This is a genomic window from Caballeronia grimmiae, assembly GCF_000698555.1.
GTDB classification, from domain to species: domain Bacteria; phylum Pseudomonadota; class Gammaproteobacteria; order Burkholderiales; family Burkholderiaceae; genus Caballeronia; species Caballeronia grimmiae.
In genome coordinates this window covers 54651-76923 of the sequence record NZ_JFHE01000026.1, presented here as the reverse complement: position 1 = coordinate 76923, position 22273 = coordinate 54651, and the positions used below count along the sequence as shown (strand labels likewise).

The window sequence follows — 22273 nt, the reverse complement described above, 5'->3', positions numbered from 1 at the left end:
CGCTGCGCGGCTGGCCGACGCCGTTCGGCGCCGCCGTCAACACGCTGGAAACGCGCTTCGAAACCGCTGGGACCTGCTCGGACCCGAGGGTCGTCGAGCAGCTTCGCACCGTCGGGCAGCAGGCGTCGAACTTCGCGCTGGCCTTCGGCTCGCATCGGGCGGATGCGTTGCATGACGTCGGGCGCGATGTCGCGCTCGCGCAGCGCTGACTCGGCGCATCGGAAGCGCGCCCGGGCTATCCGGTATCTGCGCGATAACGGCGGATGCCGCGCGCATCAGCGATTTTCGAAGAACCGGTTGCCCGGCCTCGGCAAGCCGAGATGCTCGCGCAACGTCGCGCCTTCGTAGGCCCGCCGGAAAATGCCTCGTCGCTGCAACTCGGGCACCACCTTCGCGACGAAATCGTCGAGGCCCTCGGGCAGGAACGGGAACATCACGTTGAAGCCGTCGCTGCCTTCCTCGACGAGCCATTGCTCCATTTCGTCGGCGATATCCGTCGCCGTGCCGACCATCTGCAAGCCGGAATAGCCGCCGACGCGCTGCGCCAGCTGACGCACCGTGAGTCCTTCCGTGCGCGCCATATCGATCACGCGTTCGCGCGCGCTTTTGCTCGCGTTAGTCTCCGGAATCTCGGGCAACGGGCCATCCGGATCGAAGGACGAGACGTCGTGTCCGAGCGCGATCGACAGCGACGCGAAGCCGCTGTCGTCGTGCACGAAGGTGTCGAGCAATGCGCGCTTCTCGTGCGCTTCGTCGCGCGAATCGCCCACCACGACGAACGCGCCCGGCAGTATCTTCAGATGCTCGCGTGCGCGGCCCGCGCGTTCCATGCGGCCTTTGACATCGGCATAAAAACGCTTGCCCGCCGCGAGATCCGGCTGCGCCGTGAAGACCGCGTCGGCGGTTTCGGCGGCGAGCTGCCGCCCCGCTTCCGATGATCCCGCCTGTACCACCACGGGCCAGCCCTGCACCGGGCGCGCGATGTTCAGCGGCCCGCGCACCGAAAGATACGGCCCTTTGTGATCGAGCACGTGTAGCTTCTCCGGGTCGAAGAACAGGCCGCTTTGCGTGTCGCGCACGAAGGCGTCGTCGGCCCAGCTATCCCAGAGGCCCGTGACGACATCGTAAAACTCTCGCGCGCGGCGATAGCGCTCGTCGTGCTCCATGTGCTCCTCGCGGCCGAAATTCAGCGCTGCATCAGGATTCGACGTGGTGACGAGATTCCAGCCTGCGCGCCCTTCGCTCAGATGATCGAGCGACGCGAAACGCCGCGCGATGTGATAAGGCTCGTCGAACGTGGTCGATGCCGTCGCGACCAGTCCGATGCGCTCGGTTACCGACGCGAGCGCCGACAGCAGCGTGAAGGGCTCGAACGACGTCGCCGTATGGCTGCGCTTGAGCGCGTTCACCGGCATGTTGAGCACGGCGAGATGATCAGCCATGAAGAAGGCATCGAAGCAGCCCTTTTCCAGCGTCTGCACGAAGCGCTTGAGGTGCCTGAAGTTGAAGTTGGCGTCGGGATAGGCGCCGGGATAGCGCCACGCGCCGGTGTGCAGGCTGACCGGACGCATGAATGCGCCGAGATGGAGTTGTCGGGAATGCGGCATCGCGTCGGTCGATCGGAAAGTGGCGGGTCGCGCCAAGGTACTCCAGGTTTCGAAAAGGCGCTCGAATCACCCGCCTCCCGCTTCATGGGCTGCCAGGATAGCGCCCCCGCGAAGAACTGCTCGTCCGGCACGACGTTGAGCGCGATCGTCAGCCGGTTGGCGTAGTTAAAGAACGCCGATCTCTCCAGCACCTCCGTCATGGCCTGTTGCGTGAAACCGATCAGGCGCAGCCTTGCACTACGTCGCGAATGCCGCCCGGATCGCGCGTGAGACGCTCCGCGATATCGGCAAGCGCGGCCTCTGTCGCCGACAGCCGCACATGGCGATCGCCCTGCGCGATGCGCTGCGCGCGCACGGTATCGTTCAGCACGTTCGCGAGCGCCGCCTGTAATTGAACACGCGATAGCTGCATTCGTTCGCCGCCGACGTGACCACCGCGATCGCTTCGCGTTCCGCCGCCGTCAACTGGCTGCGACGCGGGTCGAACAGATGTTCGTAGAAGGTCACGAGCCGGTACGCGGTGTCCGGATTGATCGACAACGCAGCGAGCCAGTTTGGCACGAAGCCATACTGCCGGCGAAACTTCGCGTGAATCGACGCAACGTGCGGCGGCAGGCGTGCCTCGTCGGGCACGGTGAAGCGCGAGACGGGCTCGCGTTGCGCGTCGGTGTCGTAGGCATAGAGATGATCGGCGAATGGGTCGGAGGGTGCAATCGTGGACATCTTCGGTTGCTCCTGCGCTGGAGTGCGGAACTTCTGAGTTAGCGCCCGCGCCGACGCGCGGGTGTGATCGATTCCTCATGAGCTAATCGGCGTTCGGGCAAATCGGGCGAAACGGACGAGCGCGGGTTGATCGAGATCATCGTATCGCGCGCGAACGGCTGCGGCCTGTGCGCGATCCCGCCATCAGACGGACTCATCGTGCCGCAGCGGAGCGAGAAGACGGGCCATCGGCACGGCCAACGCCTTCGCGAGTTTGTCGACGGTGACGATCGACGCGATGCACGCGCCGCGCTCGACCTCGCCGACATACGACCGGTTCAGGCCCGCGTATTTCGCGAGCTGTTCCTGGGTCCACCCTTGCGCTTCGCGCAATTGACGCACCGTGGCGCCGAAGCGGCGCACGAGCGTGCTCATGGCGCAAGCTGCTCGATCTGCGCCGCGGGCGTGCGTGCCCCTGCATCGCCGCTTTGCGTCAGTGCCTGCGTGATCGAAGCCCCCGGCGCGACGTCGTGCGTAAGCCAGACGTTGCCGCCGATCACCGCGCCGCGCCCGAGCGTCACGCGTCCGAGGATCGTCGCGCCCGCATAGATGACGACATCGTCCTCGACGATCGGATGGCGCGCGACGCCCTTCTCGAGATGACCTTCTGCATCGCGCGGGAAACGCTTCGACCCGAGCGTCACCGCCTGATAGATGCGCACGTGATTGCCGATGATGGCTGTCTCGCCGATCACCACGCCCGTGCCGTGATCGATGAAAAATCCCGAGCCGATGCGTGCGCCCGGATGAATGTCGATGCCGGTTTCCCCATGCGCGAGTTCGGCGACGATGCGCGCAAGCAGCGGCAACCCGAGCCGATACAGCTCGTGCGCGACGCGATGATGAATCATCACGAGAATGCCGGGATAGCAGAGCAGCACTTCATCGACGCTGCCGGCCGCCGGGTCGCCGTGATAGGCCGCGAGAATGTCGCTGTCGAGCAGGCTGCGAATGCGCGGCAGCGTACTCGCGAACGCGCGTATCGCATCGCTCGCGCGCGTTTCCAACGCGTGTTCGTCGCGCGGCAGGTGACGCGCCTTGTATTGCAACTCAAGCCTGGCCTGCACGAGCAGGCCTTGCAGCGCGAAGTCGAGCGCGTGGCCGACGTAGAAGTTTTCGCTCTCCTGACGAAGGTCGGGCGGGCCGAGCCGCATCGGAAAGAGCGCGCCCTTCAGCGCGCCGATGATGTCGCCAAGCGCCTCGCGCGCGGGAAGCTCGCGCCCGCCCGGCGAGCGAGCGCTTTTGCCCTTCTCGCCACTGCTGGCGGACCGTCTGAAGCGATTGGACGATGTCGTCGATGTCGAATACAGCCATGGGTGCAGTCCTTTCGATGTAGGGAAGTCCGCTCTAGTCCCGAACCCACGGCAGGCCGAGGTAGTGCCAGCCGTTATGCGTGCCGCGCCGCTGATGACAGGCGTGTGATGGAGTACTGCTGTCTATAGCCATCACGCTCGACTATGCGAGACATCCACCGATAGCAGAACCATGGATTTCTCATTTGGAAATGAAGATTTGCATCGAACATGGATGAAGGGTGTTTTGCGTCATTTGCTACGCACAAATCATTCGTAGCCGCGGCACGCAGAGTGCCTATAGTCGAAGGCTTCACCACACCATCCGGCACGCGCCATGACACACACGAACCACCGTCGCAAACTGATCGCAGGCATCGCTTCCATCCTGTTCGCCGCCGTCGCGCTGGCCCCTGTTCATGCCCAGGCCGAAACGCGCGAAGTGGTCATCGGCTATCAGGACATGGTCGTGCCCTGGCGCTATGCGCAGGCGACGGGCGCCGTCGAGAAAGCCACAGGCTACAAGGTCACGTATCGCAAGCTCGGCAGCGGCGCGGACGTGATCCGCGCGCTCGCGTCCGGCTCCATTCAGCTTGGCGAGGCCGGTTCCAGCCCGATTGCGGCGGGTCTTTCGCAAGGTGTCGATCTTTCGCTGTTCTGGATTCTCGACAACATCAACGACGCCGAGGCGCTGGTCGCGCGCAACGGCTCGGGCGTCAACAAGCTCGCCGATCTCAAGGGCAAGACGCTCGGCGTGCCCTATGTCTCGACGTCGCACTTTCATGCGCTCGTCGCGTTGCAGCAGGCGGGCGTCGATCCGTCGAGCGTGAAAATCGTCAATCTGCGTCCGCCCGAAGTGGCCGCCGCGTGGGAGCGCGGCAACATCGACGCGACGTATATCTGGGACCCCGTGCTCGCCAAGGCGAAGCAGAACGGCAAGGTGCTCATCACGTCGGGCGAAGTGGCGAAGGAATCGGGCAAGGCAACCTTCGACGGCTTCGTCGCGTCGCGCAAATTCGCGCAGGACAATGCCGCGTTCCTGGACGGCTTCGTCAAGGTGCTCGCCAATACCGACGCCCAATACCGCGATCACAAGGCTGACTGGAGCGTCGGCTCGAAGCAGGTTCAGGCCGTCGCGCAGGAGTCCGGCGCGAACGCCGCCGACGTGCCCGCAAGCCTCGCGCTCTATGCGTTCCCGAACGCGAGCGAGCAGGCGTCGCCGGCCTGGCTCGGGGGCGGCCAGCAATCTGGCGCGGCCAAGTCGCTCGCCGCAACCGCGCAGTTCCTCAAGCAGCAGGGCACGATCCAGAACGTGCTCGCGGATTATTCCACCGGCGTCGATCCGCGCTTCGTGCAGCAGGCCGCGAAATGACGTCGCTTTCCATTCGCAACCTCGGCGTCACGTACGAAGGCGCGAGCGCGCCCGCGTTGAAGGGCGTCGACCTGCACATCGGCAGCGGCGAGTTCGTGGTGGCGCTCGGCGCATCGGGTTGCGGCAAGACCACGCTGCTCAATTGCCTCGCCGGCTTTGTCGATCCGACCGAAGGCGAGGCGTCGCTCAACGGCGAGCCGATCGCCGGACCCGGCGCGGAGCGCGGCGTGGTCTTTCAGAAATATGCGCTGATGCCCTGGCTCGACGTGCTCGACAACGTCGCGCTCGGCCTGCGCTTTCGCGGCATGAAGCGCCGCGAGCGGCGCGAGATCGCGCGCCGCTCGCTCGCGCTCGTCGGCCTCGCGCAGCACGAGCATGCAAAGGTCTACGCGCTGTCCGGCGGCATGCAGCAGCGCGTGGGCATCGCGCGCGCGCTCGCGAGCGATCCCGAAGTGCTGCTGATGGACGAGCCGATGGGCGCGCTCGACGCCCTCACGCGCGAAACCGTGCAGGAGCTGGTGCTCAACGTCTGGGCGCGCACTGGCAAGACGGTGTTCTTCATCACGCACAGCGTCGAGGAAGCGCTCTTTCTCGCGACGCGTCTCGTGCTGATGACGCCCGGTCCGGGACGCATCGAGGAAGTGCATGAACTGCCGTTCTCGCGTGAATATATCCGCAACCGCGATGCGCGCGCGGTGAAGTCGTCGCCCGCGTTCATCGAATGGCGCGAGCGGCTGACGCGCCGCCTGCATCGCACCGAGACGGAGGCCGCATGACCCAGCCCGCCCAGGACGCGCGATTGCCGCGCCCGGCGACTGCGCCGCGCGTGGCGCCACGCACGGCGCACGGTAAACGGGGCGCGCGCTATCGCGGCATGCCGGGTGCGGGTCCGACGGCCGTGCCCAGCGTGCTGTGCGTCGCGACGCTCGCGGCGCTCTGGTGGGCAGCGACGCATTTCCACTGGCTGCCGCCGCTCTTTCTGCCCTCGCCCGAAGCCGTGTGGCGCGCTTTCATCGATGCAGTGCACGGACGTCTGCAGGGCGGACTGCCGCTGTCCGAGCATCTGCTGTGGAGCGCGATCCGCGTGTTCGGCGCGTTCGCGCTGGCTGTGGTCGCGGCGGTGCCTATCGGCATTCTGATGGGCGTAAGCCGCATCGCGCGCGGCGTGCTCGATCCGCCGCTGGAATTCTATCGGCCGCTGCCGCCGCTTGCGTATCTGCCGCTCGTCGTGATCTGGTTCGGTATCGACGAAACCGCGAAGATCGTCGTGATCTGGCTCGCGTGTTTCGCGCCGATCGCGATGGCTGCGCGCGCGGGCGTCCGAAGCGCGAGCGCCGAACAGGTGAACGCGGCGTGGTCGCTCGGCGCGAACTTCAGGCAAGTGGTGTGGCACGTGGTCCTGCCCGCCGCGCTGCCCGAAATACTGACGGGCTTGCGCATCGCGGTCGGCTTCGGCTGGACCACGCTCGTCGCCGCCGAAATGGTCGCCGCGACCGCCGGGCTCGGACAGATGGTGCTCAACGCATCGAGCTTCCTGCGCACCGACGTGGTGGTGATGGGCATCGTGCTAATCGGCGCGATCGCGTGGATCTTCGACTTCGGCATGCGCGTGCTGGAACGGCGGCTCGTGCCGTGGAAGGGACGGTGATCGCGCAACGCTATGTCAGCGCGCCGCCTGGCCCGCGCGGATGTCGAACGCGCCGCCCGTCTGCCGCGCGTCGCTCGTCACGCGGCCCTTGCCGGGCAGCAGCGGAAACACCAGCTCCGCGAAGCGATACGCCTCTTCCAGGTGCGGATAGCCCGACAGCACGAAGGCGTTCGCGCCGGCATCGACATATTCCTGCAGGCGCGCGGCCACCGTTCGGGCATCACCGACGAGCGCCGTTCCCGCGCCGCCGCGCACTAGCCCGACGCCGGCCCACAGGTTTGGGCTGATCTCCAGCCGGTCGCGCCGGCCGCCGTGCAGCTCCGCCATGCGGCGCTGTCCGACCGAATCCATCTTCGCGAAGTTCTGCTGCGATTGCGCGATGTCCTCGTCGGTGAGGCGGCTGATCAGCGAATCGGCCGCGGCCCATGCTTCCTCGTTGGTCTCGCGCACGATCACATGAAGGCGCACGCCGAAGCGCAGCGTGCGGCCACGGCGCGCGGCGCGCTCGCGCACGTCTGCAAATTTTTTTGCGACGGCCTCGGGCGGCTCACCCCAGGTTAGGTACGTATCGACGTGTTCGGCCGCGATCTCATGCGCCGCCTCCGATGAACCGCCGAAATAGAGCGGCGGATACGGCTTCTGCACCGGCTCGTGGAAATTCTTCGCGCCTCTGACGCGCACATGCTTGCCGTCGAAGTCGATCGACTCGCCCGTGAAGAGCTTGCGCCATACGTGCAGGAATTCGTCGGCGTATTCGTAGCGCGCTTCGTGATCGAGAAAGACGCCGTCGGCGGCGAGTTCGGTCGCGTCGCCGCCGGGCACGACATTGAGCAGCAGCCGGCCGCCCAGTGCTTCGTCGAGCGTGGCGGCCTGACGCGCGGACGCCGTGACATTGCCGAGCGACGTGCGCAGCGCGACCAGCAGCTTGATGCGGCGCGTGACCGGCGCAAGACTTGCGGCGGTCACCCACGGATCGAGGCAACTGCTGCCGGTCGGAATCAGCAGGCCGTCGTAGCCCAGCTCGTCGGCGGCGACGGCGATCTGCCGCATGTAGGCGTTGGTCGGCGCGCGGCCGAAGTCGGACACGCCGAGATAGCGTGTGTCGCCCGAGGTGGGCAGGAACCAGAAGACGTCGAGACTCATCATGCACTCCAAAGCCGCATTCGCGCACAGTCTAGCGACGCACGTAGGACGGACTAACCATCGAATGCACCTATGAATATGCGCGATGTTGCTAAGACGCGTTCAGACGCTTCAGAAAGGCGGCGGCTCGAACAGATTGATCGCGTTGCCCATGTTGAAGTAGCCCGCCTGCGCGAATAGCGCGATGGACTGCAGCCGTTCCGCCCGGCTCGCCTCTTCGCCCCAGCGTGTGACCGCGCGGGGCGCATCACACGTGCAGGCGTTCATCGCGCGTCTGGCTTCGCGCAGAAAGCGGCGTTCGCTCGCCCGGTCGAAGCTGTCGGAGAGAATGCGCCAGTAATGCGTGAGGAGATGCGCCATGACTCGCTGCCTTCGGATGACGGTGACTTCCAATCTAGGCCCACGCGATGCGTTTCACAAACGAGCTTTTCTGCGATGCATTGCAGGCGAAAGCAGCCCATGTGCAAGCCCTTGCAGCGCGCCGCACAACATCAGATAGACGAAGCCGACGAACAGAAAGATTTGTGCCGGATAGACCATCAGCCGGTTGTTGAGCTGGTTCGCGAGGAATGTGAATTCCGGCACGCCGACGATATACGCGAGCGACGTGTCCTTGACGAGCGACACCCACTGATTCACGAACGACGGCATCATCACGCCCAAGGCCTGCGGCAGCACGACTTCGCGGAGCGCCTGCCAGCGCGTGAGTCCGAGCGACAGCGATGCCTGCCACTGCCCCGTGCCGATCGACGCGATGCCCGCATGGACCGAATGCGACAGATACGCGCCGCCGATCAGCGCCAGCGCGCACACGACGGTCGCGAGGCCGGGCACGTTCACGTGCAGCAGAATCGGCATCAGGAAGAAGGTCCAGAAAATCAGCATCAGCACGGGAATCGCGCGAAAGAATGCGACGATTCCCGTCAGCAGAAGATGCACGACACCGCGTGTCATCGCGAGCGCGATGCCGCCCACGAGTCCGATTACCGCGGCGAGCAGCGCGGAGGCGATCGAGAGGACCACCGTCAGCGCGATGCCGCCCAGCGGCCCCGAAGGAAAGGCGCCGAGCAAGAGGTAGCGAAGCGAAGCAAGCCAGTCGAAGCTGCTCATGCGTGGCTCCGATGCAAGGCACGCACGCCCGTGCGCTGCCAGACGACCAGCGCCACCTCGATCACGGCGATCGTCAGCACGTAAAAGATTGTGGCCGTGCCGAAGGCCTCAAATGTCCTGAAGCTTTCGGTGTCAACTTGACGCGACATGTACGACAGCTCCGCGACGCCGATGGCCATCGTCAGCGACGAGTTCTTCACAACGTTCATGTACTGCCCCGCGAGCGGCGGCGTCGCGATGCGCAACGCCTGCGGCAGGATCACGTAGCGCAACGCCGCGTAACGGTTCAAGCCGAGCGCGGCCGCCGCCTGTTCCTGCGCCGGGCTCACGCCGCGCATGCCTGCACGAAACTCTTCGCCGATGAACGCCGTCGTGTAGCACGTCAATCCGATCCAGCCGGCGAACAGCTCAAAACTCGGCCAGCGCAACGTGATTGGCCCGAGCGTCGCGGCATGCGGCGAGTTGAGCCACGTCATCCAGTCAAACGGCAGCAACGCGGCCGCGCCGAAATACCAGAACAACAGTTGCACGAGCAGCGGCGAATTGCGGAACACGAACACGTACGACGCCGCGACGCGTGCGCGCGCCGCATTGCGCGATGTGCGCCCGATGGCCAGCGCAAAACCGAGCAACGTCGCGCCGATCGCCGCGCACGCGGACAGCGCCAGCGTGACGGCGAAGCCCTGCTCCAGCCACGCGAGATATTTCGGATCGAGCCAGCTATGCATGACCGGAGGCGATCAACCGTTCTTCTGCGGATCGCCGATCTTGAACAGACGCGGCAGCGGCGCGGCGCTCTTCGGTCCGAACCACTTGTCGTAGATGCGCGTGGCTTCGCCGTCCGCTTCGAGTTTCGTGAGCGTGCCGTTGACGGCATCGAGCAGACGCGTCTCGCCTTTCGGCACGCCGACGCCTTCGTAGTCATTCGAGATGGTGAAGGCAGGAATCTCGTAGCTGGCCTTGTCCGGCACGCGCGCGAGCAGCGCCACCAGCTTCGGTCCGTCCTGCGTGATCGCCTGCACGTTGCCCGTGCGCAGCGCGGCGAACGCAAAAGGCGTGTCGTCATAGGCGACGATGGTCGCGCTCGGGAATTTCGCGCGCACCTGCTGTTCGTTGGTCGTGCCTTTATCCGCGCCGATACGCAGGCTGTTGAGTTGATCGGGCGACTTGAGCACGCCCTTTTTCGCGATGAACTGCGTGCCCGAGGCGAAGTACGGCGTGCTGAAATCGACTTCCTTCTTGCGCTCGTCGGTGATCGTGAAGTTGGCGAAGACGAGGTCGACCTTGCCCGACTTCAGGAATGCGATGCGATTGGCCGGATTGGTCGGTTGCACTTCCAGCTTGACGCCGAGGCTCTTCGCCAACGCGCGGGCGTAATCGACATCAAGACCGACAATCTGGTTGTCTTTCGGATCGACGAAGCCAAACGGCGGATTGCTGTCGAACGCCGCGACGCGCAGCACGCCTGCCTTTTTGATGTCGTCGAGCCGGTCCGCATGCGCGGCATTCGATGCTACCACCAGCAGTGACGTGAGCACTGCGCCCCAGGTCTTGATTTTCATTGGTGAGTTCCTTGTTCGTTGCGCCGGTGCTCATGTCGATGCGTCGGCACGGTGGCGAGGCTGGCACTCTATCGGCGCGGCCGCACGGAGGGAACGAAGTTTTTGTCACGAAGAAAGCTGGCGTGGAGATTTGGCGCGACGCCCGGAGCGAATTCATTGCGCGTCGACATGCCGAGGGCCGCGCCACCCGGTTCTGCCTGACCGCCTGCGCCATCTCAGGCGCCGCCGCCCGCGAAACCGCCGAGCCGGCCGCGCACGTCAACCGCGCGCGCGGCGCGGCAATGCACTGCATGCTTCATCGTCACGCGCGTGTACACGCCGCGCGAGCGTCTCGATGAAGTGCCGCGCCAGCGGCCACGGGCTAAAATCCGCCGAGACGTCGACATGCCGCGCATCGTCCGTTGTTCCGCCGGGACGCGAGGTGCCCGCTTCCGTCGATGCGCCGCCGAAGATCGCCCCTTGCGCCACACGCTTGATCTGCAATTCGTTGAACGGCGTGCGCGGTGAAAGTGGGAGCGCTTCGGTCTGATCGAAGTGGCTGCGCAGCGCATGCGCGACGTTGCTTTCGTGTGCAGCGAGTGTTGCGATCATTTCGAGGACGTCTTCGAGCGAGCCGCCCAAGCCACCCCGTTCGAGCGGAAAACGCGGCGGAACAGCGCGAACGCTTCGAACGGCAGTTCACGGCGCGCCTTACGCGCGGCCGCATCTTCGCCGATGGCCTTCGCCAGTTCGGGCAGTGCGGCGAGCGCGGCTTCGAGCTTCTGATTCTTATTCGACCTGTGACGTGACATGCCTATGGTCTTGATGCGCGCCCTACGCAGCTTGGGCATCGAATCGTTTGCCGGGAATCGCATCGAGCAGCGTGCGCGTGTATGCATGCTTCGGCGCGCGCCATATCTCGCGATGATCTCCGCTCTCGACGATGCGCCCGCCGTTCATCACATGGACGCGATCGGCGATATAACGCACCACGGAAAGATCGTGCGAAATGAAGAGATACGCGAGCCCGAGATCGCGTTTCAGCTCGACGAGCAGATTCAGGATTTGCGCCTGAATCGACACATCAAGCGCGGACACCGGTTCGTCGCAGATCAAAAGCGCGGGCTCCAGCACGAGCGCACGTGCAATGCCGATCCGCTGACGCTGACCGCCCGAAAACTCGTGCGGATAGCGATGAAGCGCGGCGTTCGGCAATCCGACACGATCGAGCATCGCGGTCGCGCGCCGGCGGCGTTCGCGCGCATCGGCGATACCGTTCACGGTCATCACCGTATCGAGAATGTCGCCGACGCTGCGGCGCGGATTCAGCGATGCGTACGGGTCCTGGAACACCATCTGCACCTGAGCCCGCAACGGACGCAACGCGCGTTCGCTCAAAGGCGCGAGATCGACGCCGCGCAGGCGGATCGCGCCGCTCGACGCCGGCACGAGACGCAGAATCGCTTTCGAAAGCGTCGACTTGCCGCAGCCGGATTCGCCGACGAGACCCACGGTTTCGCCGCGCGCGATATCGAACGACACGTCATCGACCGCGCGCAGCGCACCCTTGCCATGCCGGTGCGCATATTCGACGGTCAGATGTTGCAGCGAAAGCAGCGGCGCGTCGCCGTCGAATTGCGTCTGCGGCGTGCGGATGGGCGCAAGCGGCGTCACGTCGAACGCGGGCCTGCCATCGGCGTCCTGCACGTGACGAATCTCCGGCAGCTTCCAGTCACGGTAATGCAGTTCCGTCGCCACGTTCAGCGATGCGCCCAGCAGCCCGCGCGTGTAAGCATGCTGGGGCCGCTCGAAGAGTTCGCGCACCGGCGCCTCCTCGACCTTCTCGCCCGCCAGCATGACAGCGACGCGATCCGCATGCTCCGCGACGACGCCGAGATCGTGCGTGATGAGCAGCAGCGACATGGACAGATCGCGCCGCAACTCCGCGAGCAATGCGAGAATGCGCGCCTGAATCGTGACATCGAGCGCGGTGGTCGGCTCGTCCGCGATCAGCAGGCGCGGACGGCATGCCACGGCCATCGCGATCATCACGCGCTGGCGCTGTCCGCCGGACAGTTCGTGCGGATAGTCGGACACGCGCCGGTGCGGCTCCGGAATATGCACGAGATCGAGCAGTTCGATAGCGCGCCGGGTCGCCGCTTCCTTCGACAACGGTTCATGCCGCCGCAAGGTCTCGACAATCTGCGCGCCCACCGACAACACCGGATTGAGCGACGTCATCGGCTCCTGAAAGATCATCGAGATCTGGCTGCCGCGCACATCGCGCATTTCACGCGGCGTGAGCGCGAGCACGTCGCGTCCGTCGAAACGCACGCTGCCGGACACCACGCCGGGTTCGGGCACGAGGCGCATCAGCGAGAGCGCGGTTGCCGATTTACCGCAGCCGGATTCGCCGACGAGCGCGAGCGTCTCGCCTTCGGCGATGTCCAGATCGATGCCGCGCACCGCGCGATGCGCACCGAAACTCACGCGCAGATCGCGCACTTCGAGAAGATTCGCCACGGATAGCTCTTGGGTCAGGAACGTTCGCGCATGCGCGGGTTGAGTGCGTCGTTGAGGCCGTCGCCGAGCAGATTGAGCGCGAGCACCGCAAGGACGATCGCTGCGCCCGGCACGGCGGTCAGATACCACGCGGTGCGCAACGAATCGCGCCCCGCGCCGATCATGCCGCCCCACGTGACAACGTTCGGGTCGCCCATGCCGAGAAACGACAGCGAAGACTCGATGAGAATCGCGCTCGCCACCATCACGGATGCGGTGACGATCACCGGCGGCAGCGCGTTCGGGAGGATCTCGCCGAAGATGATGCGTGCGTTCGAGAAGCCCTGGCTGCGCGCGGCGAGCACGAAGTCCGCCTGACGCAGCGTGCGGAATTCGGCACGCACGATACGCGCGACCGTCGGCCACGAAGCGATGCCGATGGCGAGCGCGATCACCGTCACGCTCGGCCGCCCAATCGCGACGATCACGATCACGAGCAGAAACGACGGCACGGTCTGAAACAGCTCGGTGACGCGCACCAGAAGATCGTCGATGACGCCGCCGAAGAAGCCGCCGATCGCGCCGACGAGCGTGCCGATGACAAGCCCGATCGCCGCCGCCGATGCGCCGATCAGGAGCGACACGCGCGTGCCGTGCGCGATGCCGGCGGCGACATCGCGGCCGAGCGAATCGGTACCCAGGCGGTACAGCGGATCGCTGCCGGGCCATTCGAAGGGCGCGGCGACCATATCGAGCGGATCGCCGGGAAAGAAGTGCGGCGCACTCAGCGCGAGCGCGATGAACGCGCTCAGCAGCACGATGCCCGCCAGCGCGGACGGATTGCGCAACAGCGCACGCCACATGCCGCGCGAAGCGTGGGCGGCCGGCGCGCCTAGAGTGCGTTGAGCACGTCGAGCGCCGAACAGCGCGCCTGCGAGCTGACGCCGCCATGCCGAGCCGTGCTCGGATGAAGCGAGTTGAGTGGAATCGGAAGGCATGCGTTTTCGGGTTCGGTAAGTCAGACGATGCGCGGATCGAGCCACGCCTGCAACAGATCGACCGCCACGTTGGCGACGATCACGAGCAGCGACGAAAGCAGCAGCACGCCGAGCAGCACGCTGAAATCGCGCGCCATGACGGCATCGAGCGCGAGACGCCCGAGGCCCGGCCAGCTAAAGACAGTCTCGGTGACGGCCGCGCCGCCGAGCAGCGTGCCGAAGTGGATGCCGACCATCGTCGTGAGCGGCATCAGCGCGTTGCGCAGCACATGGCGCACGGTCACGCGCAGTGGATGCAGCCCCTTGGCATGCGCGGTGCGCACGAAGTCCTGGCGCTTCACTTCGAGCATCGCGGCGCGCGTCAGCCGGGCATAGATGGCGACGAAGAAAGTCGCGAGCGTCACGGCCGGCAGCAACACGTGCTTCGCGACATCGGCGAGATACGCGAAGCCGTGCAAGGACGCGCCCACGGTGATATCGCCGCCGCTCGGCAGCCAGCCGAGATGCACCGAGAACAGCACGATGGCGAGCAGGCCGATCCAGAAGCCCGGCGTCGAGTACAGCAGGAGCGCGAGCACGGACAGCACGCGATCCGGCCACTTGCCCGCCCAGTGCGCCATGACCGCGCCGAGCACGATGCCCGCGACAATCGCGAGCGAGAGCGCCGTGCCCATCAGCAGCAAGGTGTTCGGCAGACGCGACAAAATAAGCTGCATGACGGGCGCGTCGTAACGCGGCGAATAACCGAGACTGCCATGCGCGAGATGCGACAGATACGCGCCGAGTTGATGCAGGACCGGCTGATCGAGGCCGAACTTCGCGCGCAGGGCCTGCAACGTCTCGGCGGTCGCGGAGCCCGCTTCCCCCGCGAGCACGTCGGCGGCGTCGCCGGGCATCAGCTTCAGCAGGAAGAAGTTCAGGACCACGATGGCGAGCACCGTCGGCAGGGCCTGCCATGCGGTGCGTCGCGCGATGGCGCCGAAGCGCGTGCGTCGGTTCATCGCTTCTACCCTTAGGCGCTCAGCCAGACATCGGCGAGATTGCCTTCCAGCCCTTGCGCCGACACCGTGTGATTGCGCACGCGCCGGTTCGCGAGCGTGACCATGCGCGGCGCGACCAGGTTGAGGATCGGCAGGTCCCGATACACGATCTGCTGAAACTGCTGGTAGAGTGCGACGCGCTTCTTCTCATCCGTTTCGATCGACGCCGATTCCAGCAGCGTATCGACTTGCGCATTGCTGTAATGCGGCGCGTTCGAAAACGGCACGCCCGGCCGGATATTCTTCGACCAGTAGAGCCGCTGCACGCCCACGCTCGGATCGAACAGCGTATTCACGCCGATGCTCGTGAAGTCGAACTGACGGTCCGCGTAGACGCGCTTGAGGAATGAAGGCAAATCCTGCGAGCGCACGGTCACGTCGATACCCACGCGCGCGAGCGCCGACTTCACGTAGTCGGCCTGTCGCCGGTACATGTCGCCATAGGGCAGAAAATCGTGCGTCAACTGAAAGCGGGGGCCGCCGTTCTTGCGCGGATAGCCTGCGGCGTCGAGCAGCTTTTCCGCGCTGGCGATATCGAATGAGTAGGGTGCGAGCTTCGCGTCGTGATACGGCGAGGCGGGCGTGATCGGCGTCGGCGAGATATCGGCGTAACCGTAAGCGATCGTCTTCTGCACGATCTGCGGGTTGATCGCATGGGCGATCGCCTGCCGCACGCGCACGTCCTTCAGGATCGGATGATCGAGATTGAAGTCGATCTCCGACAGCGGCTCCAGAAAGCGATAACCGCGCGTCTCCGCGGCGAGTTGCGGCAATTGCGTGAGTCTCGGCAAGTCCGAAAGCGGTACGGGATTCTCGCCGCCGAGATCGAGCGCGCCGGTTTCGAACGCGGCGGAGCGCGCGGCGGCATCGGGAATCACCTTGAACACGAGCGCATCGATATACGGCTTGCCCGCGTCCCAGTAATCCGGATTGCGTTCGTAGACGATGCTCGCGCCCCGCGTCCACGACTTGAAGCGAAACGGCCCGGTGCCGACGGGCGCATTGTTGTGCGGGTTCGTGAGCGGGTCGCCGTTCGCATAGAGATGCTTCGGCACGATCGGCGATTCGCCCGCCGACAGCGCCTTCAACAGGTACGGCGCGGGCTTCGACAATTCGATGATCGCGGTGCGCGCATCGGGTGTCGAGACGCGCGTCACGTTGGCGAAGGTGCTGCGCCCGCGCGGATGAACCGACTTCAGCAAGTCGATGGAAAACGCCACGTCCGCCGACGTGAATGGCTCGCCATCGTGCCACTTCACGTTCTGGCGCAGTGTGAACGTATATTTGAGGCCGTCCGGGCTCACGCTCCAAGCGGTCGCGAGCTGCGCCTTCGGCTTCAGATCGAAGTCGTATGCGAGCAGGCCTTCGAGCACCTTGGAACTCGCGACGAGCGCGGGGCCGGTCGTCTGGAAGATAGACACGAGCACGGGCGGCTCGGGATTGATCAGCATGTTGAGCGTGCCGCCGCGCTTGGGCGCCGCGTCTTGCGCGAAGGCGAGCGAAGACAGGCCGGCGGACGCGAGCGTCACGCCTGATGAGACCAGAAAATCGCGTCGATTGAAGCCTGCCATGTAGTGCCGTTCCTCTTTGTTCGTTGTTCGACGGCCCAATGTGACGCGCCGCGGCGATCACGATAAAACGGCATCGCGCGTGCGTGAACGAACGGTTGCGCATAAGGAAAGCACGCCGCGGCGAAAAGCATGTGACGGGGAGTGCAATGCCACGTCGAAAGCAAACCGCAAATGATTCTTTGCCGGGACGGATCAGCGCGTGCTTAACTTTCGTGCCCCGATGAATGACGTCGACAGTAACTTACGGACACGCAAACATGAGCGAGACCGCGCTTTCACTTGACGCTGAATCTCACACCACGCAGGCGCATGCGAGTGCATTCGTCGATGTCGCGTCGCCCGCGCAGTTCCCCGACAGCCCGGTGTCGCGCGTGTTCGCGCAGCCGCTCATGCTGGGACTCTTCCTGCCGATCCAGGCAGGCGGCTGGAGCGCATCCACGCTGCCGCGCACGACCGACTGGTCCTTCGACTACAACGCCGATCTCGTGCTGAAGGCCGAAGCGCTCGGCTTCGACCTCGTTTTCGCGCTGTCGCAATGGTTGCCGAAAGGCGGTTACGGCGGCGTCTTCAACGGCGAGGCGCTCGATTCTTTCATGACGCTCGCCGCGCTCACCGCACGCACCGAACGCATCCTTCTCGCGGCGACCAGCCACGTGCTGTACGGTCCGTGGCACCCGCTGCACTTCGCGAAGTTCACCGCGACGCTCGATCACATCTCGCGCGGGCGCTGGGGCATCAACGTCGTGACGGGACATCGCGCGGTGGAGCACGAGATGTTCGGCTGGAACCGCATCGAGCACGACCGGCGCTATGAGATGGCCGGCGAGTTCATCGACGCCGTGCAGCAGCTCTGGGCGCAACGCGAAAACTTCACGTTCGAACCGGAGCTGTCGAGCTGGAAGCTCAATGGCGCGTTCGTCACGCCCAAGCCTCGCTACGGCAGGCCGCTGCTCATCAATGCGACCGGCTCGGACGCGGGCATCGAGTTCGCCGCGCGCTATTCGGATGTCGTGTTCATCACGAGCCCGGCGGGGCCGGACATCGATCGCGCGCTGGAGGCGCTGCCCGCGCACGCCGCGCGTGTGAAAGCCGCCGCTGCGAAGCATGGCCGCACGATTCGCACGCTGCTCAACCCGCTCGTCGTGTGCCGCGAGACGGCGGCGGAAGCGCGCGCGTATCGCGATGCGATCGTCGCGCATGCCGACGAAGGCAGCTTCCAGCGCTTCGACAGCGACGCGCACGCGTGGCGCGGCAACATCGATCAGCGCACGCAGGCCGCGGCGCGCGCAGTGGGCGGCAACGTCTCGATCACCGGATCGCCGGAGGAAGTGGCCGACACCATCGTGCGCCTGCATCGCGCCGGCGTCGACGGCGTGCAGCTGAGCTTCTTCGATTTCAAACCCGATCTCGACTTCTTCGGCGACCGCGTCCTGCCGCTGTTGCGCGAAGCGGGCCTGCGGCATTGACCTTCACGCTTCCCATTTCCATGAGCCGAATCTGGTACACCCGTTGCCCCACGCCGACGCCGTTCGGTATCGGCGCGCAACGCGATGCCGCGCCGCTCGAAGCCGTCGTCACAGGCCGGCGGGCGGGCGGCGCAGAGGCGGCCGCCTGAACGCCCTTTCCCACTCCATCGATTGCTGCCCATGATCCGATTCCCGATGCGGCGCGCACTCCTCATCACGGCCGTGAGCCTCGCCTGCACGACGCACGGCGCACGCGCGCAGACGCGCGGCGGCACGCTCAATTTCGTCGTAACGCCCGAACCCACCGCGCTCGTCGACCTCGCGACGACCGCGGTCAACGTGCTGAAGGTCAGCCCGAAAGTCGTCGAAGGCCTGCTCGATTACGACTATGGGTTCCAGCCGAAGCCCTCGCTCGCCACCTCGTGGGAAATCGCAGACAACGGCCAGCGCTACGTGTTCCATCTTCGCCAGGGCGTGAGGTGGCAGGACGGCAAGCCGTTCACGTCGGCGGATGTCGCGTGGTCGCTGCAGACTTTGCGCACCGTGCATCCGCGCGCGAAGACGACCTTCGCGAACGTGACCGCCATCGACACGCCCGATGCGGGCACCGTCGTCATCACGTTGTCGAAGCCCGCGCCGTATTTGATCCGCGCGTTCTCGGCCTCCGAAACGCCGATCCTGCCGAAACATCTCTACGAAGGCCGCGATGTGCTGAGCAACGCCGCGAACAACGCGCCCGTCGGCACCGGGCCGTTCCGGTTCGTCAAATGGGTGCGCGGCAGCTATATCGAATATGCGCGCAATGACGATTACTGGGACAAAGGCAAGCCTTATCTGGACAAGCTCATCGTGAAGGTGATCGCCGACCCGGCCGCGCGCGCCGTCGCGCTGGAGAACGGTTCCGTCGATCTCGGCTCGGACACGCCCGTGCCGCTCGCCGATCTCGCGCGTCTGAAAGCCGATCCGAAGCTGGGCATCGAGACGCGCGGCTACGAGTTCCAGGCGGGGGTCGCGCGCATGGAGTTCAATCTCGACCACCCGGTGCTGAAAAACCTGAAGGTGCGTCAGGCGATCGCCTCGGCGATCGATCGCGAGGTGATCCGCAAGGTCGTCTACTACGGCTATGCGACCGCGAGCGCGAGTCCCCTGATGCCGACCAATCCCTACTACGATCCCGCGCCGACGCCCTATCCGTTCGATCTCGCGCGCGCCAACGCGCTGCTCGACGAAGCCGGGTATCCGCGCCGCGCGGACGGCACACGTTTCGCGCTGACGGTCGATCCGCTACCCATCGGCGATCTGCCGCCGCGCACGGCGGAATACGTGAAATCCGCGCTGAATCGCGTGGGCATCACGGTGACGATCCGCACGCAGGACCTGCCCGCGTATCTCAAGCGCATCTATACGGATCGCGATTTCGATTTCAGCGTCAACGGCATGAGCAACCTGTTCGATCCGGTGGTCGGCGTGGCCCGCCTCTATACGACCGACAACTTCCGGCCCGGCGTGCCGTTCACGAACGGCTCGCACTACAGCAATCCGGAAATCGACCGCCTTTTCGCCGACGCCGCGCAGGAAACCGACGAAGGGAAACGCAAGCAGTCTTTCGCGCAGATCCAGCGCATTCTCGAAAAGGACGTGCCCGACCTGAATCTCGTCTCGCCGCAGTACGTGACGGTCTATTCGCGCGGCGTGCGCAATCACACGATATCGCCCGACGGCACGGCCGCGAGTTTCGCCGATGTCTGGCTGCAACGCTGACCCCCTCATCTTCAATGACACGAACGACATGGAATATCGCCAGCCCGGCCATAGCGGCCTGAAAATTTCCACCCTCACGCTCGGCACGATGATGTTCGGCGGCGCGACCGACGACGCCACTTCGGCGCGCATCATCGATCAGGCGGCGGAACAGGGCGTCAATTCGATCGACACCGCCGACGTCTACAACGGCGGAGAATCCGAGCGCGTCGTCGGACGCCATATCGCGAGACAGCGCGATCGCTGGGTGCTCGCGACGAAGTTCGGCAATCCGCTGCGCGACGCATCGGGCCACGCGGATGCGGATGTGAACGCCGCGGGCGCGTCGCGCAAGCACGTGCTGCGCGCGATCGACGCGAGCCTCGCCCGGCTCGGCACCGATTACATCGATCTGGTCTATCTGCATCGAGAGGATCACGCGACGCCCGTCGAGGAAACCGTGCGCGCGCTCGGCGACCTGATCGCGGCGGGCAAGATCCGCTATTACGGGCTGTCGAATCACCGCGCGTGGCGCATCGCGGAGTTCGCGCATGTCGCCGACGCGCTCGGCGTGCCGCGCCCCGTCGCGAGCCAGCCGCTCTACAACATCGCGAACCGTCAGGTCGAGGCCGAGCAGCTCACGGCCGCGCACCGTTACGGTCTCGGCGTGATTTCGTATAGCCCGCTCGCGCGCGGCGTGCTGACGGGAAAGTATCAGCCGGGCGCGACGCCCGCCGCCGACACGCGCGCCGGACGCCGCGACCGTCGCCTGCAGCAGACCGAATGGCGGCCGGAGTCGATCGAACTCGCGCGTCGCGTGCACGAACATGCCGCGTCGCGCGGCGTCACGGCCGGCCAGTTCGCGCTCGCGTGGGTGCTGAACAGCCGTTACGTGACGTCGACCATCGCGGGGCCGCGCACCGAAGCGCAGTGGCAAGACTATCTGCCCGCGCTCGGCTTCCGGCTCGATGCGCGGGACGAGGCCTTCGTCGACGCGCTCGTCGCGACCGGCCATCCGTCGACGCCGGGCTTCAATGATCCGGGCCATCCATTTTTCGGGCGCATCGCCCGTCATGGTTCGGACGACGATACGGTGACACGATGAACGCACACCGGACGCTGATCGACGCCGCGGCCGAACTCGGGCGCACGTTCGCCGCGCAGGCCGCGGAGCACGACCGCACCGGCGCGGCGCCCGTCGCGCAGTTCGATGCGCTCGAACGGGCGGGCCTCGTGCGCGCCAACATTCCGGCGGATGAAGGCGGACACGGCGCGGGACTGGCCGTGTCGCGCGCGATCGTGAGCGAGATCGCGCGCGGCGATCCGTCCGTGGCGCTGATTCTGTCGATGCACTATTGCCAGCACGCGATCATCACGCGCGCCGAAGGCACGGGCTCGGACGACTGGCCGCCCGCGCTCGCGCGACGGTTGCGGCGGGCTTCCGTCGAAGGCCGCGCGCTGCTCAACGCGGCGCAGGTCGAACCGGCGCTCGGCTCGCCGTCGTTCGGCGGATTGCCCGATACGATCGCGCGCCGCACGCGCGACGGCTGGCACATCTCCGGCCATAAGGTGTATGTGACCGGCGCGCCGCTGCTCGCCTGGATAAACGTGCTCGCGCGCACCGACGAGGACGAGCCGCGCCTCGGGCATTTTCTCGTGCCGCGCGACGCGCCGGGCGTGCGCATCGTCGGGACATGGGACCCGATCGGCATGCGCGCGAGCGCGAGCCACGACGTGCTGTTCGACGACGTCGCCCTGGCACGCGACGACGCCGTCGCGCTTAAGCCCGCCCGCCTCGGTCTGCAGCGCGACCCGCACAGCATTGCGTGGTATCTGAGTCTGATCGGCTCGGTCTACGACGGTGTCGCCCGCGCGGCGCGTGACTGGATCGTGTCGTTCGTGAAGGAGCGCAGGCCGAGCGCCCTCGGCGGCGCGCCGCTTGCGACGGTCTCCGCGGTGCAGGAGGGCATCGGCAGAATCGAAACGCTGCTCGCCACCAGCGACTGGCTGCTCGTCTCGCACGCCCGCTCCTTCGATACGAACGAAGCGCCGGATGCGCTCGCGACGGTCGTAAAGCACGCGGTCATCGAAAACGCGATCGAAGCGGTGGACATCGCGCTCGACCTGGCGGGCAATCACGGACTAGCGCGCCGCAATCCGCTCGAACGACACTATCGCGACGTGCAGTGCGGTCGCATTCATGCGCCGGTCAACGCTCTGATTCGCGCCAACGCGGGGCGTGCCGCGCTGGGTGTGCTGCCGCGCGCCGAAGCTTGAACCGATTGCTCATCCCCGCAAGCCAGGCCGGGCCGGATGCGCGACCTCGACGGCAAGCGCATGCACCGGCGTTGGCCTGAGAGGCACTTTTGCTGGCCTACCTGTGCTGCCGTAACCGGGACCGAAGCCGAAGGCAAGCCAGCATAAGGCGAGGGCTACCGCAAGTTCGCTGATCTGCCGGACAGCGCGACCAGCGAGGCGGGA

At 65.8% G+C, this 22273-nt stretch carries 21 protein-coding genes and 3 pseudogenes; 9 read left to right on the top strand and 15 right to left on the bottom strand.

From position 1 onward, the window contains the following. A pseudogene (locus BG57_RS22115) lies at window positions 1-209 on the top strand (FMN reductase); the annotation flags it as partial. A gap of 66 nt (window positions 210-275) precedes the next feature. On the opposite strand, the gene BG57_RS22110 reads toward BG57_RS22115, so the two are convergent. The 5 genes and pseudogenes from BG57_RS22110 to epsC all read right to left on the bottom strand — a co-directional run bounded on the left by BG57_RS22110 (window position 276) and on the right by epsC (window position 3683). Next, entirely contained in the window at window positions 276-1607 is a 1332-nt protein-coding gene (locus tag BG57_RS22110; protein WP_035968052.1) for an LLM class flavin-dependent oxidoreductase, read from the bottom strand. Between the two features lie 220 nt (window positions 1608-1827). Then, window positions 1828-1977, bottom strand: coding sequence for a carboxymuconolactone decarboxylase family protein (locus BG57_RS33890; RefSeq protein WP_229753948.1), 150 nt, complete (start codon window positions 1975-1977; stop codon window positions 1828-1830). Continuing rightward, window positions 1971-2330, bottom strand: coding sequence for a carboxymuconolactone decarboxylase family protein (locus BG57_RS33885; RefSeq protein WP_229753947.1), 360 nt, complete (start codon window positions 2328-2330; stop codon window positions 1971-1973). The genes BG57_RS33890 and BG57_RS33885 overlap by 7 nt, the downstream gene beginning before the upstream one ends. 183 nt (window positions 2331-2513) lie before the next feature. After that, window positions 2514-2744, bottom strand: a complete 231-nt coding sequence (locus tag BG57_RS22100) for a helix-turn-helix domain-containing protein (RefSeq protein WP_035968051.1) — start codon at window positions 2742-2744, stop codon at window positions 2514-2516. Next, a pseudogene (gene epsC, locus BG57_RS22095) lies at window positions 2741-3683 on the bottom strand (serine O-acetyltransferase EpsC). The gene BG57_RS22100 and the pseudogene epsC overlap by 4 nt, the downstream one beginning before the upstream one ends. Before the next feature lie 315 nt (window positions 3684-3998). Here epsC and tauA point away from each other — a divergent pair. From tauA to BG57_RS22080, 3 genes are read left to right on the top strand one after another with little or no spacing between them, the layout of a single operon-like run. Further along, on the top strand, window positions 3999-5033 hold the full coding sequence (tauA, locus tag BG57_RS22090) for a taurine ABC transporter substrate-binding protein (protein WP_035968050.1): 1035 nt from the start codon (window positions 3999-4001) through the stop codon (window positions 5031-5033). Next, window positions 5030-5809 (top strand): taurine ABC transporter ATP-binding protein, encoded by a 780-nt coding sequence (locus BG57_RS22085; RefSeq protein ID WP_035968048.1) that lies wholly within the window; start codon window positions 5030-5032, stop codon window positions 5807-5809. Before tauA ends, BG57_RS22085 begins: the two co-directional genes overlap by 4 nt. Further along, entirely contained in the window at window positions 5806-6681 is an 876-nt protein-coding gene (locus tag BG57_RS22080) for an ABC transporter permease subunit (protein WP_035968044.1), read from the top strand. The genes BG57_RS22085 and BG57_RS22080 overlap by 4 nt, the downstream gene beginning before the upstream one ends. Before the next feature lie 15 nt (window positions 6682-6696). Here the strand turns inward: BG57_RS22080 and ssuD are convergent, their stop codons facing one another. The 10 genes and pseudogenes from ssuD to BG57_RS22025 all read right to left on the bottom strand — a co-directional run bounded on the left by ssuD (window position 6697) and on the right by BG57_RS22025 (window position 16586). After that, window positions 6697-7824 (bottom strand): FMNH2-dependent alkanesulfonate monooxygenase, encoded by a 1128-nt coding sequence (gene ssuD, locus BG57_RS22075; protein WP_035968077.1) that lies wholly within the window; start codon window positions 7822-7824, stop codon window positions 6697-6699. A 111-nt stretch (window positions 7825-7935) separates the two neighbouring features. Beyond that, complete coding sequence (locus BG57_RS22070; RefSeq protein ID WP_035968040.1) at window positions 7936-8184, bottom strand: hypothetical protein; 249 nt, start codon at window positions 8182-8184, stop codon at window positions 7936-7938. 54 nt (window positions 8185-8238) lie between these two features. Beyond that, window positions 8239-8934, bottom strand: coding sequence for an amino acid ABC transporter permease (locus BG57_RS22065; protein WP_035968039.1), 696 nt, complete (start codon window positions 8932-8934; stop codon window positions 8239-8241). Next, window positions 8931-9662, bottom strand: coding sequence for an amino acid ABC transporter permease (locus BG57_RS22060; protein WP_035968037.1), 732 nt, complete (start codon window positions 9660-9662; stop codon window positions 8931-8933). The genes BG57_RS22065 and BG57_RS22060 overlap by 4 nt, the downstream gene beginning before the upstream one ends. Before the next feature lie 12 nt (window positions 9663-9674). Further along, on the bottom strand, window positions 9675-10496 hold the full coding sequence (locus tag BG57_RS22055) for an ABC transporter substrate-binding protein (RefSeq protein WP_035968035.1): 822 nt from the start codon (window positions 10494-10496) through the stop codon (window positions 9675-9677). 399 nt (window positions 10497-10895) lie between these two features. Further along, window positions 10896-11287, bottom strand: a pseudogene (locus BG57_RS31760) (acyl-CoA dehydrogenase family protein); the annotation flags it as partial. 22 nt (window positions 11288-11309) lie between these two features. Beyond that, window positions 11310-12998 (bottom strand): ABC transporter ATP-binding protein, encoded by a 1689-nt coding sequence (locus BG57_RS22040; RefSeq protein WP_035968029.1) that lies wholly within the window; start codon window positions 12996-12998, stop codon window positions 11310-11312. Window positions 12999-13012: 14 nt separating this feature from the next. Next, a complete protein-coding gene (locus tag BG57_RS22035; RefSeq protein ID WP_035968026.1) occupies window positions 13013-13975 on the bottom strand; it encodes an ABC transporter permease in 963 nt (320 codons plus the stop codon). 20 nt (window positions 13976-13995) lie between these two features. Continuing rightward, window positions 13996-14976: an ABC transporter permease gene (locus BG57_RS22030; RefSeq protein ID WP_035968024.1), complete on the bottom strand. Its 981-nt coding sequence runs from the start codon at window positions 14974-14976 to the stop codon at window positions 13996-13998. Between the two features lie 11 nt (window positions 14977-14987). Further along, window positions 14988-16586, bottom strand: coding sequence for an ABC transporter substrate-binding protein (locus tag BG57_RS22025; protein ID WP_035968022.1), 1599 nt, complete (start codon window positions 16584-16586; stop codon window positions 14988-14990). Window positions 16587-16843: 257 nt separating this feature from the next. Between BG57_RS22025 and BG57_RS22020 the strand changes: the two genes are divergently transcribed. Genes BG57_RS22020 through BG57_RS22005 form a run of 5 tightly spaced genes read left to right on the top strand, consistent with a single transcriptional unit; the run spans window position 16844 to window position 22069 of the window. After that, window positions 16844-18052, top strand: coding sequence for an LLM class flavin-dependent oxidoreductase (locus BG57_RS22020; RefSeq protein ID WP_035968021.1), 1209 nt, complete (start codon window positions 16844-16846; stop codon window positions 18050-18052). A 20-nt stretch (window positions 18053-18072) separates the two neighbouring features. Beyond that, entirely contained in the window at window positions 18073-18201 is a 129-nt protein-coding gene (locus BG57_RS34165; protein WP_268238017.1) for a hypothetical protein, read from the top strand. Between the two features lie 46 nt (window positions 18202-18247). Further along, a complete protein-coding gene (locus BG57_RS22015; RefSeq protein ID WP_035968020.1) occupies window positions 18248-19813 on the top strand; it encodes an ABC transporter substrate-binding protein in 1566 nt (521 codons plus the stop codon). 28 nt (window positions 19814-19841) lie between these two features. Continuing rightward, window positions 19842-20897 (top strand): aldo/keto reductase, encoded by a 1056-nt coding sequence (locus BG57_RS22010; RefSeq protein WP_035968017.1) that lies wholly within the window; start codon window positions 19842-19844, stop codon window positions 20895-20897. Further along, window positions 20894-22069, top strand: coding sequence for an acyl-CoA dehydrogenase family protein (locus BG57_RS22005; RefSeq protein WP_052005935.1), 1176 nt, complete (start codon window positions 20894-20896; stop codon window positions 22067-22069). The genes BG57_RS22010 and BG57_RS22005 overlap by 4 nt, the downstream gene beginning before the upstream one ends. Window positions 22070-22273: the final 204 nt, after the last annotated feature.